The organism is Pseudomonas sp. E141, assembly GCF_052659885.1.
Genome location: NZ_CP084024.1, coordinates 2,392,574 through 2,408,611 on the forward strand (window position 1 = coordinate 2,392,574; position 16,038 = coordinate 2,408,611).

Below are 16,038 nucleotides of genomic sequence, written 5' to 3' on the forward strand. Positions count from 1 at the left end.
TCATCAGGGCCGGTACCGCACCACCACCGCCCGATACGTGCCATGCAGAGAGTAGCCGCCCACCAGAATCTTTCCGTCTGCCTGCAGCGCCAGGGATGTGGCGGTGTCGAGGCTGTAGCCCAGCCGAGTGCGGACCCAACCGCTGCCCTCACCGAAATCCGGGTCGAGGCTGGCGTCCGGCAAGTGCCGGGCCAGAACGAAGTCCGTTTCGATACCGCCGATGGTGGCCCCAGCGGTCACTAGCTTTGCGTCCGCTTGAAGCTGGGCCGCCGTCCACTGACTGGCGCTGTTGCCAAATGTCAGGAGCTGACACTGTCCTTGATTGCAACGAGGGTCCGGTTTGCCGTCTCTGCCCACTCTTAGCGACAGGCAATGCATCGGGTCGCGGCTGCTGCCCAGTGCTTGCAGATCACCGTCTGGAAGTTGGACGATCTGGCTGACCATCACGCTGTGCTGCTGAGTCGTGATGGACAGGAAACCGTTCTCGCCAAAGCTGTCATCCAGTGTGCCGCTGGGATCATAGCGGGCCATCAAACCTTGTTGGGGCAAGTCAATCACTCCGCCGACCACGATGCTGCCGTCGGCCTGAAGCGCCATACAACCCAGCCAAGTGTTTTTCAACAGATGCCGGACCATCACAAAGCCGCGGTTGTTGAACGAAGTGTCCAATGCGCCGTCCGGCAGGAGCCGGATCAGGATGCCGACATGGTCAGATAATTGGTAATGATGGTTGGCGAGGATGAGGATCCGGCCATCGGCCTGCACCCGCATGTCACAGGCTTCAAGACCCGGTACGCCGGGTGGGAGCCAGGTGTCGCGCAGACCTTGGGAAAGGTTGCCGCACAGCCGTATGACCTGCCGCCCGGCGCTGCCGAAGCTTTGAACGGCGCGGCCCTGCTGATCGAACAGCGCGATGGCGGGCAGGGTGCGGTCGCTGTTTTCGTAGTGCAGACCGGACAGCAGGATACGGCCGTCGGGTAATTCCATCACCTTGCCTGCCGTGGCTTCGAAGCCGCGCTCAAAAGAGCCGATCACATAGCCATGGTGTCCGAAGTTCGCGTCAGCCGAACCGTCGTGGTTGAGCCGTGCAAGCCCGAACCGGCTGCCTTCGGTCGTTTCGATCCGGGCTGCCACCAGGATCCTTCCGGCATGATCGACCGTCAGGCCCGTGGTCAGGCTCCCGAGGCTACCGGTGAAATGCAACCAGGCTTTACCGTTATCGGCAAAGCCTGGGTCGAGATGGCCGGCACAGGTCGCGGCCGTCGGCATTGCAAACGCGGATTGATCGAGCATGCATGCCTCTCCTTGCGTGTCGATAAGCCCGGAGGGGCGACGACTGCATGAGGGCAACATTCAATCCCTGAATGTGACAATGCACAACTATCAGACTCTGCAGAAACAGCAGCGAATCGTGCCAGAACACTGGCTTTTCGATCCAGTGCAAAGCCTGCAATCCATCATCAGGTTTACCGCTAAGGATTTACTCAGGCATGGACCAGGATTGCAGGGTGTAGCCTTCCTGGCTCAACTCGGCACGGGCCTGTTTCAAGCAGTCAGCCAGTTGGGCCGGGTCGGTGTAGGCACTGCTTGGAATCTGAGTGCGGCCAATATGAGTATTGGTGCGGTCAATGACGGTCAGGCTCAGTTCACCATTACCGTCTTGTGGAGCCCAGGCCACGCATTGAAAAGGACGAAAGGCGCGGTCGGCAATCAAAAGAGCTTCGTTGATACGGAGCGGGGCGTTCATGGCGTTATCTCTTAAGTATGCCCAATCAAATGATGTGCCGTCGGTTGGGCGTACCGGGCGGCTGGTTACTTGTACTGATGTCTTGTAAGGGGGGGCAGGTCACACATTCCTTAAATAAATTTCGATTTTCTTTCAGACCCGGCTTTTGGACTTTTGTTTGAAAGCTTGATGAAAGATTCCAGCGGGCGACAACTAACGAAACGCGCGCTTATAACCACTTTAAAGCGAACTCGATAATCAATTGATACAAGCAGGTGTCAACTTCTTGCTACTGTTACATGCAGGTTCGCCAAACGACTGTTTTTCCTCATATTCCTTATTTTGGCGCCAAGGATCAGTCATGATCGAAGCCAGTACGTCGCGTCGTCTGCTCGTGGTTGATCCCTGCGATGATTGCCATCGCCTGTTGCCCGGATTACGCACCATTGGCTGGGACGTGGAGAGTTGTTCCCTGGAACATGCGGGCGATCGAACGTGCGATGTGGGCCTGTTGCGACTTCAACCTTTTCATCTGGAACGGCCGGAGGCGGTCAAGGAGTTGATCAGCCGCAGCGGCACCGAGTGGATCGCCGTCCTGAATCAGGAAGTGTTGCGTCTGAAGAATGTGGGGGATTTTGTCTGCGAGTGGTTTTTTGATTTTCATACCTTGCCATTCGACGTGTCCCGGGTTCAGGTGACTCTGGGCCGCGCCTTTGGCATGGCGCGTTTGCGCGGACAGGGCTCGATTCACATCAATGAGCCCGAACATGAATTACTGGGCGACAGCAAACCCATTCGGGAGCTGCGCAAATTGTTGAGCAAGCTGGCACCTGCCGAATCGCCAGTGTTGATTCGCGGTGAAAGCGGCACCGGCAAGGAGTTGGTGGCGCGCACGCTGCATCGCCAATCCCATCGGCGCAACAAACCGTTCATTGCCATCAATTGTGGCGCGATACCGGAGCACTTGATCCAGTCGGAATTGTTCGGGCACGAGAAAGGCGCTTTCACGGGTGCCCATCAGCGCAAGATCGGGCGGATCGAAGCGGCTCACGGCGGCACCCTGTTTCTGGATGAAATTGGCGACCTGCCGTTGGAGCTACAGGCCAATCTGTTGCGTTTCCTGCAGGAGAAACACATCGAGCGGGTCGGAGGCAGCCAGCCAATCGCCGTGGATGTGCGGATTTTGGCCGCCACCCATGTGGATCTGGAAGCCGCCATCGAGCACAAGCTGTTTCGTGAAGACCTGTATTATCGCTTGAACGTGCTGCAGGTGCTGATGGCGCCGTTGCGTGAACGCCATGGCGATTTGTCGATGCTGGCCAGCCACTTCTCGCATTTCTACAGTCAGGAAACCGGTCGCCGGCCTCGCAGTTTCAGTGAAGACGCGTTGGTGGCCATGGGCAAGCATGACTGGCCGGGCAATGTGCGTGAGCTGGCCAACCGGGTACGTCGCGGCCTGGTGTTGGCCGAGGGGCGGCAGATCGAAGCGATGGACCTTGGCCTGACAGGCCATCAAGGGCCGGTCGCGCCGATGGGCACCCTTGAAGACTACAAGACCCGTGCTGAGCGCCAGGCGTTGAGCGATGTGCTTAACCGGCACAGTGACAACCTGAGTGTTGCTGCCCGCGTGCTGGGCATATCCCGGCCGACGTTCTACCGGCTTCTGCACAAGCATCAAATCCGCTGAATCAAGCCTTGCACTATTCGATGTGGGGGCGAGCTTGCTCGCGGTAGCGGTGTGTCAGTCACCAACAGGTCACTGATCTAGCGCTATCGCGAGCAGGCTCGCTCCCACAGGGTACTGCGTTAGAAGTAATACGGGAATTTCAGGCTAAAGGTGAAGTCCGGTGCATCGTCGGTCAGACCGATGGACAGGTTGGGGACGATGGTCAGGTTGTCACTGGCGGCTACGGTCATGCCGATGTTGAAGTAGCCGGCATTGGCGTCGCTGGAAACCACCGATTCCCAATCCCCGCCGTCCTGTTTGAGCTTGCTTTTCTTTTGTATGAGGTCGGAAACCGAGAACGACATACTCATCTTCTCGTTCAGCGCGAAGGCAATGCCCGCGCCGATCTGGAAGCTGTCGCCGATCCGCACCTTGCCCGGTATCCTCTGGTTGACGGTGGAGCTTATGTCGTCGAAGGACTCTTCGAAGTTATGGGTGTAGGAAAGGCTGCCGAACAGCACTGCCGGATCGAAGGTCTTGACCAGCGAGATCCCGGGTGTGATCGACCATACGCCGTTGCCGGTGGGCAGGTCTTCAGGCACGAACAGGTTGGTGTTGGCCTGGGACTGGCGCAGCTTGATGCCGAACGGCTCCTCGCCGGTTGGTGCCTTGACGCGCAGAGTGAGCACCGCGTCCGGGCTGTTGATCGATTCGTCCATGAACTTGTAGGCGATGCCGAAGTTGACGTCACCGATGGTGGGATCGCGGGTAACGGTTTCTTCGCTGGTCACCCCAGCTGCCCCTTGGTTGGCACCGCCGGACTGATAGGTGGATTCGCGGTAGACCACCGGTATGTTGAGGTCGAACTGCCAGCGATTGTCGAAGTTGTAACGGCCGGTGAGGTCCAGGGTCCAGGTGTCGGCCTTGATCCTGTCCAGGTTGATGTTGCCCAGGAAAATCGAGTCCAGGGCCAGGAAGCCGTTCAGAATCAATTGTCGTGTGTCGTAGCGCGAATAGGTCACGCCGGTTTCGAAGCTGAACTTGCCACCGCCAAAAAAGCCGCTGGCCTCGTCATAGAGGTTGGAGACACTCTGGGCGGGCTGCGAATCATCGGCCAGAGACTGCCCGTAACCGCTGCCACCGGCCGCTGCGCCGCCAGCCGCAGTCTGGTTGCCTTTCATGTCGGCTGGGGATTTGGCCAGGCGCTTGGGCGGGGGAGCAGCGGGTTGATCCTCGACCTGGCGGACTCGCTGTTCGAGTACCGCCAGGGCTCTTTGCTGGACCTCGTATCGTTGTCTGAGCTCGAGAAGCTCCTGCTTCAGTGCTTGAATGTCGGCGTCAGGTGCTGCTTGCAGCAGGGGCGCCGGTAAAAGAGTGCTTACGCACATCACAGCGCGCAACGATACGGATCGATACATGAAATATGCCGTCCCTATTTGCCCAGTGGTCGCAAGGCAGCGTAGTTCAATATCCGAGATTGCGCAGTCCGCGCAGCTGGGTCAGGTTGCAGTCCAAAGCTCCGGCGCTGAGGCCGTTGTTGTTCAACACCACGTTGAGTTGCGTCATGTTGTTGACCAGGTTGCTGTTACCCAGCAAGCGAGTGTTTTGCAGCAAGCCGCCCTGGGCGACTTGTTGCAGAGAACTACCCTGGTTGTGGTTGGCCTGGATCGCCATCTGCACGCCGCTGCCGGTGGCGGTAACCGCGACACTGCCGGCGGCGTTGCTGCCGCTGATGGTTTGGCCTTTGCTCAGCAGTTGGCCTTGAGCAGGCACCAATGCGGGTGCCTGGTTGCTTTCCCTGACGTTGATGCTGACGTTGTTGTAGGCGGAATTGCCATCGCCCGCGGCGCGCACGCTCTGGGTCACGCCCTGGCCACCGGCCAGGCCCGCGCCACCGACAATGTTGCCGCTGCCCTGTTGCGGGGCCTGGCCATTGCCGGTCTGCTTGATCGTTGAAACATAGAACTGGGGTTTGACGGTGGCCGCCTGGATTTGCATGGAACTGCTCGCGCCGATCAGGTCGCCACTGGCGTTGCGCCAGGTGCTGCTCATGACGATGCCGAAGCTGATGACCCGACCGGGCATGACATAGCGTCCACGCAGTTCGGCAAGCTCCTGATCCTTGACTTCGATGGGTTTGAATCCGGCGTGGGCATGGCCCGACACAGCCGCGGCAAGGCTGGCAAACGCCAGCCAACGTGAAGTTTTCATGTGCTGCTCCCGGAGCTTCCTGCTCCTTTTGTACTTATGGTTGGCGATTGGTCGGCGATTAGAAAAAGTCGCTCTGTATGAAACCAAAATCCATCAGCTCTGCATCTTTGACCGGGTTGAACCCGTCCAGTTTGTTACGCGCCGTTAGCGGTTGCGGAGGGGTGCGCAGTGCGTTGGTCTTGTCGTAACCCGGGCCGACGATGGCAAACACGATGCCGTTCCAGCCTTTGACGAAATCGTCATGGGCGTAGCGCTTGTGCCCCAGTACGGGGTCGGCGATATAAACCCATTGCTGGTCGGCTCGCTGCAATACCACGAAGTGCTTGTAGCCACGGATGTCCATCAGGACCACCACCGGAATTGTCACTGCCTCGAGCTTTTCCGGCGGTATCCGGTAGCCCCTGGCGCGCATGCCGATGCTTTCCACGTAGCGCTTCATATCGAGCATGGAAAATCCCTGGGTGCGGACCAGGTCATGGTCGGCTTTGACCAGCATGCCCTTGATGACGTGCTCTTCATCCACGTCAAGCCAATAGGCCTGGCGCAGTACCGTGGCCAGCGCGGCGGCGCCGCAACTGAAATCGGTTTTCTGTTCGACGATGTCACTGAACTTGCGCTCGCGCACACTCTGTACTGGCTTGTAGACCAACATGCCGCCGGGTAGGGCGGCGACCGGCATTTGCGCAGCTTCAGCCACGCCGGCCAGACAAAGGAGCAGAGAAAGGGCTGCCGCTCGCATGATCGATACGCCTTATGCACACCTGGGAAAGAAGCCCCGTTTCCGGGGCTTCGTTTCGATCGCGCTTACATGCAAGCCCTGCAACCGGCCGAAATGGACAGCGAGTTGCTTTGCTGGTTGCCCACGCCCGCCGACACGTTGGCGCCGCCGTTACCGGAGAAGCCGTTCATGGAGTTGGTCATGGTCGCGTTGTTGATGACAGGGTTTTTCCAGCCATCGCGGGTCAGCACTTGTTGAGTGTTGCTGCCGGCCAGTTCGAAAGTGCCCACGGCGGAGAACTTGAACTTGTCGTCATCGTGACCGCCGCCGTAGCCGCCTCTGTTGCCCCAGCCGCCATGGTCGTCGTCTTCGACGGTGCCGGTGCCTTTGGCCTTGAAGGTGCCGGAAGCAGCGTAGGTGCTGGTGAGGGTGTCGGTCTTGTAGGTCCGTACGCCCTTGTTGTCGACCACAAGGCCGGTGGAAGACTGATCAGCCGAGGCTGCGGCCTCTGCGACACGTCCGCCCGATACAGCGATGGCCAGGTTGTTTTTCTGTTGGTTGAAGTTGCCGGCCGTCACGTTGATGCCGATGTTGCCGGAGCCATTGTTGCCCGCATTGGTGAGCGAGGCGTTGTTTCGGGTCGAGTTGTTTTTGACGTAGTTATTGTTATTGACCTGCATGGCGCTGGAGGTCGCGACCGCCGAGCCGAAGATGAATGCTTCGTCAGCGGTGGCGATGGCGGCGGCGTTGTCCTGCTGGTTGCCATCGCCGGCGGCGATGTTGGCGCCCATATTGCCGTTGCTGCCATTGAGCGAGTCAGCGGCTTCAGCCGTGTTGCGGGTGGCCTGGTTGGTCACCACGTTGCCGTCGCTGTTCTGCTCATCCATCACGGTCGCGCTAGCCCCGGCGGTGATCGAAAGCAGTTGTTCAAACGACGGACCTTGCGGACCGTGATTGCCATGCCCGTTGCCGTGCCCGTTGCCACGTCCGTTTCCATCAGCCTGTGCAGCCATTGCCATGACAGCGGCGAGAGCGAAAACCAATGGTTTAAGTGCCATTGTTGGTTTCATGGTGTTTCTCCTTGCGTGTCGTTGGTTAAGTGTCAGTACTTTCTTATGCCCACGTTTTTCGGGTCAGTCAGCGACCCGGATGCTCAGGGTGTTAGCCATGCGGTTCCCCACCCCGGCACTCTGGTTCACCTGGATAACCCCTCGGCTGCCGGTGAAGGCCTGGTCGCTGGTGACGACCTGGCGACTGCCGGTTGGGGTGCCAGTTGCTCCTGAGTTTGGTAACAACGCCACGTTCTGTTGAGAAAGGGCGCTATCGTCGATGCTCTGCGGCCGGGCACTGATGCCCACCCGCATGACATTGGCCATCTGGTTGTTGGCGCCGGCGGACTGGTTCACGCCCAGTACTCCGTTGCCGTTGCTAAATGAGCTGCCGCCGATGCGGGCCGTTGCGTTCATCGACGGGTCGGCCGCGGTGTCCAGTCGTTGACGCACGACAGTGGTGGCCTGGGCGTGAGTGCCGATGGCGATGGCCCGGGTGTTGGTCTGCTGGGTCTGATCGCCAGCGGCCTGGTTGACGTTGAAGTTGCCGGTATAGCGGCTGCCGGAATCCTGCAGATTGGCATTGCTGATCACCGCCGCGCCCGGATCGGCGAACGCGGTGGACGAGCCGAGCAGGGCAAGCAGAAACAGGGTTGGCTTCATGTCACTGACCTCCGGCCAGCCGGCCCAGCGGGGCCAGCCCTGAACTCAGCGAGCGGTTGATCGTGCCGGAGATGGCACCACCGTTGCCGCCACCGTGACCGGCGCGCATGCCCGGCAAGCCGTTGGGGTTGGTCACGATGTTCAGACCTTGTACGCCGGTGTTGTTCGGGTTGACGGCGTTGCGGATCGACGAGCCGCTGGCGACGCTGGCGAATTCGCCGTCGCTCAGCTCGATGCTGGCGGTCGCTTGATTGACTCGATCAGATGGGTTGGCGTTGACGGTGCTCGGGTAGGGGTCTTTGCCACCGTTGCGACCGATATGAACGGGCTGTACGTCACGGGTGAGCACAATGACGCCGTTGCCCTCGGCCTGCACAGGGAGGCTGAACGTCGCGCCAGCGGCGCAGCCGATCAACAGCAGGCAGGTCAAGCTTCTATTGAAAGTCCCCACGGCATCGATTCCTTCTTCGGTGGGCTGGCCTTGGTCCAGCGTTGCGAAGGAGGAAGAGCAGGTGTTGTGCCGGTTATAAAAAATCTATCAAATTCAATGGGTTGCTATATTTAAGGGGAGTTTCGCCCAGCACCTGTTTCATCCGTGAGACATGCCGATAGAGGCTAATGGCCGGGCGCTATCGCTTGGCTCTGGTTCAAGGCTTCGCAAGCAGGTGTTTCAAGAACCTGACAAAGGCAATGGAAAAACCATCGAAGTGCTCTGGAGCCGGGTTTGCCACGACTGGGGTGTTTCAAGAGTGGTACAAACAGAGGGGTAAATCAGGCTTGGAGCAGTCGAGTCACGGTTGCAAACACCCGTTCCCGACGTTGCGCCCAATCGCCTTCAATAACCTGGAAGGGTTGCTGATGCCGAACCAGCCATTGCTCGATAGCCTCGAAAAACCTCATTCGGTCTTCCAGTTCGGGTTGGCAGCGCAGGCCGTCGCCCGTCCATTCGACCTGTTGCGGGCTCAGCAGCAGGTGCAAGTCGTAATGGCGGGCCAGCAAGGCCGGCTCCAGCCAGCTTGGGCAGTCGCCGAACAGGGTTTGGCTCCAGAGGATGTTGCTCAACAGGTGGGTGTCGAGGATCAACAACGGTGGTTTACCGGCGCGGGCTGCGTCTTCCCAGGCCAACTGTCCTGCGGCGATATCGGTGATGTCCGACAGGCGGGTCTCACGCGGGTTCTGCTCCATGAAGTGGCGAACGTATTCGTCCACCCGCAAGCCGCCGAAGTGCTCCTGCAACTGCGCCGCCAGCCAGCTCTTGCCGCTGGACTCCGGGCCGGTGAGCACCATCACCTTCATGTGCGCAGGACCGGGTCGGCGCGCCATTCGCGCCAGCCTTGTACGGCCAACAGCGTGAACAAAGCGTAGAGCGCAGCGGTCAGGTACAGGTCCTTGTAGATGAACAAGCCCACGAAGATGATGTCCAGGGCGATCCACAACGGCCAGCATTGCACGCGTTTTTGCGCCATCCACCACTGCGCCACGAGACTGAAGCCGGTGAGTGCAGCGTCGAGCCAGGGCTGGGCGGCGTCGGTCCAGTGCGCCATGGCAGCACCCAGCATCAGGCTGCCTGCCGCGCCGACCGCCAGGCCACGCAATACTGAAGGCGCGCCCAGACGGGTGATTTGTCGCCCCTCATGATGCTGCCCCGCACGAGTCCATTGGTACCAGCCATAGAGTTGCAGTACGGCGTAGACACACTGCAGCAACATGTCCGAGTACAGCTTCACTTCGAAGAAGATCCAGCTATAGAGCAGCACCATGACCAGGCCGATCGGCCAGCACCAGGGGTTCTGCTTGACGGTCAACCAGACAGCAATCACGCCGAGGGCTGCGGCAAACAGTTCAAGCCCGGACATGGCGATTCCTTGGGTAGTAGGAGAAGGCGGTGATTGTAAACGCTGGCGCCCGTTTTTCTATGCCTGGTAAACCTTCTTGAGCAGGCGCAGCAATTCTTCGCGCTCGGCACCGTCAAGCGTTGAGGTGGAGTCCAGGTCGCTCTGTGCGGCGATTTGCTTGAGTTCCTTGAGCAGGGTTTCGCCGGTTTTGCTCAGGAATATCCCGTAGGAGCGTTTGTCGGGCTTGCACCGCACCCGCACGGCCAGTGCCCGGCTTTCCAGCTTGTTCAACAGGGGCACGACTTGCGGCGGTTCGATCGACAGGGCCTTGGCCAGATCGGTCTGCATCAGGCCGGGGTTCTGGTCGATGATCGCCAGGGCCGAAAATTGGGCGGGCCGCAGATCGTGGATGGCGAGTCGACCGATCAGGTTCTGGAACAGTTTCAACTGGGCGCGACGCAGGGCGTAACCGATCAGATCATCCAGCGCGGAGTCCAGCGGGGCCTGTGCGTCGGTACCGCTGGCCTGGGGCTCGGCGGGTTCGGCAAGCTTGGAAGACTTGGCCATCGGAGGGAGCATCCTCAAGGTGAGTGATTAACAAGGCTATCCATTTTGCCGAGGTTGAAGCGCGATGGCTATGGTGGATATCGAAATCGTGATTTGCCGCTTTGTCCTGTCCGTTGGGAAAAATACAGATAAATGGATTAATAGTTAATTGACATAACTAGTTTTCGAGTTTAATTTTTGCTCATCTTCAGCCAAGAACAAGAGAGCACGCCCGCCATGAGCAATTACGAAGGTCGCTGGAAAACGGTCAAGGTCGATATCGAGGAAGGCATTGCCTGGGTCACCCTCAATCGTCCGGAAAAACGCAACGCCATGAGTCCGACGCTCAATCGCGAGATGATCGACGTGCTGGAAACCCTGGAGCAGGACCCGGCCGCCGGTGTACTGGTGCTGACCGGGGCCGGTGATGCCTGGACGGCCGGCATGGACCTCAAGGAGTATTTCCGCGAAGTAGATGCCGGGCCTGAAATCCTGCAAGAAAAAATCCGTCGCGAAGCCTCCCAGTGGCAATGGAAACTGCTGCGCATGTACGCCAAGCCGACCATTGCGATGGTCAATGGCTGGTGCTTCGGTGGCGGCTTCAGCCCGCTGGTGGCGTGTGACCTGGCGATCTGCGCTGACGAGGCGACCTTCGGCCTTTCGGAAATCAACTGGGGCATCCCGCCCGGTAATCTGGTCAGCAAGGCCATGGCTGATACCGTGGGCCATCGCCAGTCGCTGTACTACATCATGACCGGCAAGACCTTTGGCGGGCAGAAAGCCGCCGAGATGGGACTGGTCAACGAAAGCGTGCCCCTGGCGCAACTGCGCGAAGTCACCGTTGAGCTGGCGCGTAACCTGCTGGAGAAAAACCCGGTGGTGTTGCGAGCAGCCAAGCACGGGTTCAAACGCTGCCGCGAACTGACCTGGGAGCAGAATGAGGATTACCTGTACGCCAAGCTCGATCAGTCGCGCCTGCTCGACACCGAGGGTGGTCGCGAGCAGGGGATGAAGCAGTTCCTCGACGACAAGAGCATCAAGCCGGGGTTGCAGACCTACAAGCGCTGAGACGACGGCGCGGCGGGTGCCTATCCTGCGCCCGCAGGCTGTTGTTCAAAAGCCCTTGGCGCTACTGTGAATGTGTTCCCTATAAAGACAATAAAGAGGAATCACCATGCTGGACGTGCCCCTGTTGATCGGCGGCCAGTCGTGCCCCGCCCGTGACGGTCGGACTTTCGAGAGTTGCAATCCGGTAACCGGTGAAGTGGTCTCCCGTGTGGCGGCTGCCACGCTGGAGGATGCCGACGCCGCCGTGGCCGCCGCGCAAGCTGCGTTTCCCGCCTGGGCAGCGCTGGCGCCCAATGAGCGACGCACGCGTCTGCTGCGTGCCGCCGAGCAATTGCAGGCGCGCACTGGCGAGTTCATCGCCGCTGCCGGCGAGACGGGCGCCATGGCCAACTGGTACGGTTTCAACGTGCATCTGGCGGCGAATATGCTGCGCGAAGCCGCGTCCATGACCACCCAGATCAACGGCGAAATCATTCCTTCGGATGTGCCCGGTAGTTTCGCCATGGCCCTGCGTCAGCCGTGTGGTGTGGTGCTGGGTATCGCGCCGTGGAATGCCCCGGTGATTCTCGCCACCCGCGCCATCGCCATGCCTCTGGCCTGCGGCAACACCGTGGTGCTCAAGGCTTCTGAAATCAGCCCGGCGGTGCACCGCTTGATTGGCCAGGTATTGCAGGACGCCGGACTGGGCGATGGCGTGGTCAATGTCATCTGCAATGCCCCGGCAGATGCACCGGCCATTGTCGCGCGGCTGATCGCCAACCCTGCGGTACGCCGGGTCAATTTCACCGGCTCGACCCATGTCGGGCGCATCGTTGGCGAACTATCGGCGCGCCACCTCAAGCCGGCATTACTGGAACTGGGCGGCAAGGCGCCGTTGCTGGTGCTGGATGACGCTGACTTGGATGCAGCGGTAGAAGCCGCCGCCTTCGGGGCGTACTTCAATCAGGGGCAGATTTGCATGTCCACCGAGCGGCTGATCGTCGATGCCAGCGTGGCCGATGCCTTTGTTTCCCGGCTGAGCGCCAAGATCGCCACCTTGCGTGCCGGTGATCCTGCGGCCGGTGATTCGGTATTGGGTTCGCTGGTAGACGTCAGTGCCGGCCAGCGTATCAAGGGGTTGATCGACGATGCCTTGGCCAAAGGCGCGACGCTGGTGGCGGGAGGGCAACTGGACGGCAGCATTCTGCAGCCGACCTTGCTCGACGGCGTCACTCCAGACATGCGCCTGTACCGCGAAGAGTCTTTCGGTCCGGTGGCCGTGTTGCTGCGTGGTGAAGGCGACGAAGCCTTGTTGCGCCTGGCCAACGACTCCGAGTTCGGCCTTTCGGCAGCCATTTTCAGCCGCGATACCACTCGGGCGTTGGCTTTGGCCCAACGGGTCGAGTCGGGCATCTGCCACATCAATGGTCCGACCGTGCACGACGAGGCGCAGATGCCCTTCGGTGGAGTCAAGTCCAGCGGTTACGGCAGTTTTGGCGGCAAGGCGTCCATCGAACATTTCACCCAGTTGCGCTGGGTGACGATGCAGAACGGCGCCCGGCATTACCCGATCTGATATCCGTTGCATGCGGGCGGCGGCGCGTGGACATCGCCGGCCCGATGCAGGCCAGACATAACAATAACAAGGCCGCAGCCAGATGCTGCCACGCTCCGCTCGCTTCGCGCGGGTTCGGCGTGCCTTGATGGAGGAAATGTACGTGAGTGTTGAGTTCAGATCGTCCTCCCGAGCCGGTCCCGGGCGCTATCGCCAGGTGTCGATTGGTCATCCAGCCGTTGAAGTCAGAGAAGAGCAGGGCATCCTGCACATGCGCTCCCTGGAGCCGTTGGCTGCGTTGCCGACGCGCTTGCTTGATCGCCTGGTGCATTGGGCCGAGGTGCGCCCGCAACAGACCTTTATTGCAGCCCGCCAGGCGGGCGGGGACTGGCGTCGAGTCAGCTATGCTCAGATGCTCGACAGCGTGCGGGCCATCGCTCAAGGTTTGTTGAGCTATGGCCTGTCAGCCGAAAAGCCTCTGGCGCTGCTATCGGGTAATGACATCGAGCACCTGCAAATGGCCCTTGGCGCGATGTACGCCGGGATCCCTTATTGCCCGGTGTCGCCGGCCTATTCGTTGCTATCCCAGGATTTCGCCAAGCTGCGGCACGTTTGCGATCTGTTGCAGCCGGGGCTGGTGTTTGTCAGCGAGGCCGCGCCGTTTGAGCGGGCGATCAATGCGGTGCTGCCGGCGGACATCCCCTTGATCACAGTGCGCGGGGAAATGGCCGCAAGGTCCAGGGCAAGCTTTGCCAGCCTGCTGGCGCAACCCGGTGGTATTGAGGCCGAGCGGGCCTTTGCCGCCACCGGACCGGACAGCATTGCCAAGTTTCTCTTCACCTCGGGCTCCACCAAGCTGCCCAAGGCTGTGATCACTACCCAACGCATGCTCTGCGCCAATCAGCAAATGCTGTTGCAGACCTTTCCGGTGTTCGGTGAAGCGCCGCCGGTATTGGTGGATTGGTTGCCGTGGAACCACACATTCGGTGGCAGTCACAACGTCGGCATCGTGTTGTACAACGGTGGCACGTTTTACCTGGACGACGGCAAGCCCACCGCCCAGGGCTTCGCCGAAACCTTGCGCAACCTCAAGGAGATTTCTCCCACTGCGTACCTGACCGTGCCCAAAGGTTGGGAAGAGTTGGTCAGTGCCCTGGAGCAGGACGGCGAGTTGCGCGAGCGGTTCTTCGAGCGCATCAGTCTGTTCTTTTTTGCGGCAGCGGGTCTGTCCCAAAGTACTTGGGACCGGCTCGACAAGGTCGCCGAACAGCATTGCGGCGAACGCATTCGCATGATGGCCGGGCTGGGCATGACGGAGGCGTCGCCGTCCTGCACTTTTACCACCGGGCCGTTGTCCATGGCCGGTTACATCGGCTTGCCGGCACCCGGCTGCGAGGTGCGGCTGGTGCCGGTGGACGGCAAGTTCGAAGGGCGCTTCCGCGGACCGCACATCATGCCCGGCTACTGGCGCTCGCCGCAGCAGACCGCTGAGGTATTCGACGAAGACGGTTTTTACTGTTCGGGCGATGCGATCAAGTTGGCCGATCCCCATGACCCGCAATTGGGCCTGATGTTTGACGGACGGATAGCCGAGGACTTCAAGCTGTCCTCTGGGGTGTTTGTCAGTGTCGGGCCGCTGCGTAACCGGGCGGTGCTGGAGGGGACCCCGTATGTCCAGGACCTGGTGGTGACCGCGCCGGATCGCGAGTGCCTGGGCGCGCTGGTGTTCCCACGGCTGGCTGAATGCCGGCGCTTGTCAGGCCTGTCCCCGAGCGCCAGCGATGCCGAGGTCTTGGCCAGCCCACCGGTACGCCAGTGGTTTGCCGATTGGCTGCAACGTCTTAACCGCGAGGCGAGCGGCAACGCCAGCCGCGTAGAGTGGATTGCCTTGCTCGATGAGCCGCCCTCCATCGATCGTGGTGAAATCACCGACAAGGGCTCGATCAACCAACGGGCGGTGTTGCAATGGCGCGCGGCGAAAGTCGAGGCGCTGTATTGCGGCGAAGATCTGTCGATCCTGCGGGCGAACTAGTCGGTCCAGACCCAAAATCCGTGACAGCAAGGCTTGCCATCAATGTTGTCTGGTCTGCCGCCATCGCGAGCAGGCTCGCTCCCACAAGGATCTATGGCGGACCCATTGTGGGAGCGAGCCTGCTCGCGATGGCGGTCTGCCTGCCCCGCTGATTTTCCTGCGCTCGATTGCTCTTGCGTTCGCTCCATACCCCCGCCGTGACACACCGTCCCAAGCCTTCTACTATGGCGACTCTGTTTTCTCTGGAAGAACCTGGATGAGTAAGCCCGGCCAAACGGTGCTGGTCGCATTGCGCAGGATGATCGCCTCAGGCGAGCTGGCGGGCGGTGAGCGCTTGATGGAAATTCCCACGGCTGAGTTGTTCGGTGTTTCGCGAATGCCGGTGCGCATGGCGTTTCGTACCCTGGAGCAGGAAGGGCTGCTGGTGCGCTTCGGTGGTCGCGGATTCCAGGTGCGCTCGGTCAGTGCCGAGGAAATCGCCGGGGCCGTGGAGGTGCGTGGTGTGCTCGAAGGCCTGGCCGCGCGGCAAACGGCCGAGCGTGGCTTATCCGAAGAGGGGCGAGCGGCACTTGAACAATGCCTGGTGCAGGGCGACGAACTGTTTGCCAAGGGCTATGTGACCGAGGATGACCTTGAGGTCTATCACGACTTGAACATGCGCTTTCATCAGGTGATCGTCGAGGGCAGCCATAACCCGGCGATTGCCGATGCCCTGGCTCGCAACGATCACCTGCCATTTGCCTCAGTCACCGCCCTGGCGGTGGATCGTCAGAACATGGCCGGCGAATTTCGCCGCTTCAACTACGCCCACATGCAGCACCACTCGGTGTTCGATGCGCTGATCCATCGCCAGGGAGCCCGCGCCGAGGCAATCATGCGTGAACATGCCAATGCGACTTTGCGTTATGCCGAGGTGTTCGGCTCGACGTTGGCTGATGAGCGGATGAAGGTGATTGTTCGGGCGCAGTGAGCACGCATACGGCTGGGGGA

The 16,038-nt window shown here is 60.4% G+C and carries 16 protein-coding genes; 5 read left to right on the top strand and 11 right to left on the bottom strand.

The features are described 5' to 3' along the window. Positions 1–3 precede the first annotated feature (3 nt). Both GKKCFE_RS10800 and GKKCFE_RS10805 read right to left on the bottom strand, forming a co-directional pair. Complete coding sequence (locus tag GKKCFE_RS10800; RefSeq protein ID WP_445577821.1) at positions 4–1,293, bottom strand: hypothetical protein; 1,290 nt, start codon at positions 1,291–1,293, stop codon at positions 4–6. A 187-nt stretch (positions 1,294–1,480) separates the two neighbouring features. Beyond that, positions 1,481–1,747: a hypothetical protein gene (locus GKKCFE_RS10805; RefSeq protein ID WP_047226544.1), complete on the bottom strand. Its 267-nt coding sequence runs from the start codon at positions 1,745–1,747 to the stop codon at positions 1,481–1,483. 340 nt (positions 1,748–2,087) lie between these two features. Between GKKCFE_RS10805 and GKKCFE_RS10810 the strand changes: the two genes are divergently transcribed. Next, on the top strand, positions 2,088–3,413 hold the full coding sequence (locus GKKCFE_RS10810) for a sigma-54 dependent transcriptional regulator (RefSeq protein WP_047226543.1): 1,326 nt from the start codon (positions 2,088–2,090) through the stop codon (positions 3,411–3,413). A 119-nt stretch (positions 3,414–3,532) separates the two neighbouring features. Here the strand turns inward: GKKCFE_RS10810 and GKKCFE_RS10815 are convergent, their stop codons facing one another. The 9 genes from GKKCFE_RS10815 to GKKCFE_RS10855 all read right to left on the bottom strand — a co-directional run bounded on the left by GKKCFE_RS10815 (position 3,533) and on the right by GKKCFE_RS10855 (position 10,435). Next, positions 3,533–4,810 carry a transporter gene (locus GKKCFE_RS10815; RefSeq protein WP_445577822.1) on the bottom strand — a complete coding sequence of 426 codons (1,278 nt, stop codon included), beginning with the start codon at positions 4,808–4,810 and terminating at the stop codon, positions 3,533–3,535. 46 nt (positions 4,811–4,856) lie between these two features. Next, the gene (locus tag GKKCFE_RS10820) at positions 4,857–5,603 is read right to left on the bottom strand and encodes a hypothetical protein (protein WP_076384967.1); all 747 of its coding nucleotides are present in this window, start codon (positions 5,601–5,603) and stop codon (positions 4,857–4,859) included. 58 nt (positions 5,604–5,661) lie between these two features. After that, positions 5,662–6,342: a C39 family peptidase gene (locus GKKCFE_RS10825; RefSeq protein ID WP_092397940.1), complete on the bottom strand. Its 681-nt coding sequence runs from the start codon at positions 6,340–6,342 to the stop codon at positions 5,662–5,664. Positions 6,343–6,407: 65 nt separating this feature from the next. Further along, positions 6,408–7,391, bottom strand: a complete 984-nt coding sequence (locus tag GKKCFE_RS10830) for a heme utilization protein (protein ID WP_107322510.1) — start codon at positions 7,389–7,391, stop codon at positions 6,408–6,410. Between the two features lie 63 nt (positions 7,392–7,454). Continuing rightward, on the bottom strand, positions 7,455–8,033 hold the full coding sequence (locus GKKCFE_RS10835; RefSeq protein ID WP_139050352.1) for an adhesin: 579 nt from the start codon (positions 8,031–8,033) through the stop codon (positions 7,455–7,457). Position 8,034: 1 nt separating this feature from the next. Next, positions 8,035–8,484 carry a hypothetical protein gene (locus tag GKKCFE_RS10840; protein ID WP_076384961.1) on the bottom strand — a complete coding sequence of 150 codons (450 nt, stop codon included), beginning with the start codon at positions 8,482–8,484 and terminating at the stop codon, positions 8,035–8,037. Between the two features lie 320 nt (positions 8,485–8,804). Continuing rightward, positions 8,805–9,329, bottom strand: a complete 525-nt coding sequence (locus tag GKKCFE_RS10845) for an AAA family ATPase (protein ID WP_047226536.1) — start codon at positions 9,327–9,329, stop codon at positions 8,805–8,807. Continuing rightward, on the bottom strand, positions 9,326–9,889 hold the full coding sequence (pnuC, locus tag GKKCFE_RS10850; RefSeq protein WP_047226535.1) for a nicotinamide riboside transporter PnuC: 564 nt from the start codon (positions 9,887–9,889) through the stop codon (positions 9,326–9,328). Before pnuC ends, GKKCFE_RS10845 begins: the two co-directional genes overlap by 4 nt. 57 nt (positions 9,890–9,946) lie before the next feature. Further along, positions 9,947–10,435: a MarR family winged helix-turn-helix transcriptional regulator gene (locus GKKCFE_RS10855; protein ID WP_047226534.1), complete on the bottom strand. Its 489-nt coding sequence runs from the start codon at positions 10,433–10,435 to the stop codon at positions 9,947–9,949. 216 nt (positions 10,436–10,651) lie between these two features. On the opposite strand from GKKCFE_RS10855, the gene GKKCFE_RS10860 reads away from it, so the two are divergent. The 4 genes from GKKCFE_RS10860 to GKKCFE_RS10875 all read left to right on the top strand — a co-directional run bounded on the left by GKKCFE_RS10860 (position 10,652) and on the right by GKKCFE_RS10875 (position 16,018). Beyond that, positions 10,652–11,482: a p-hydroxycinnamoyl CoA hydratase/lyase gene (locus GKKCFE_RS10860; protein WP_003202420.1), complete on the top strand. Its 831-nt coding sequence runs from the start codon at positions 10,652–10,654 to the stop codon at positions 11,480–11,482. Positions 11,483–11,588: 106 nt separating this feature from the next. After that, positions 11,589–13,037, top strand: coding sequence for an aldehyde dehydrogenase (locus tag GKKCFE_RS10865; RefSeq protein ID WP_445577823.1), 1,449 nt, complete (start codon positions 11,589–11,591; stop codon positions 13,035–13,037). Between the two features lie 142 nt (positions 13,038–13,179). Then, complete coding sequence (locus GKKCFE_RS10870) at positions 13,180–15,048, top strand: feruloyl-CoA synthase (protein ID WP_047226637.1); 1,869 nt, start codon at positions 13,180–13,182, stop codon at positions 15,046–15,048. Positions 15,049–15,304: 256 nt separating this feature from the next. Beyond that, a complete protein-coding gene (locus tag GKKCFE_RS10875) occupies positions 15,305–16,018 on the top strand; it encodes a GntR family transcriptional regulator (protein WP_445577824.1) in 714 nt (237 codons plus the stop codon). The last annotated feature ends 20 nt before the right edge of the window (positions 16,019–16,038 follow it).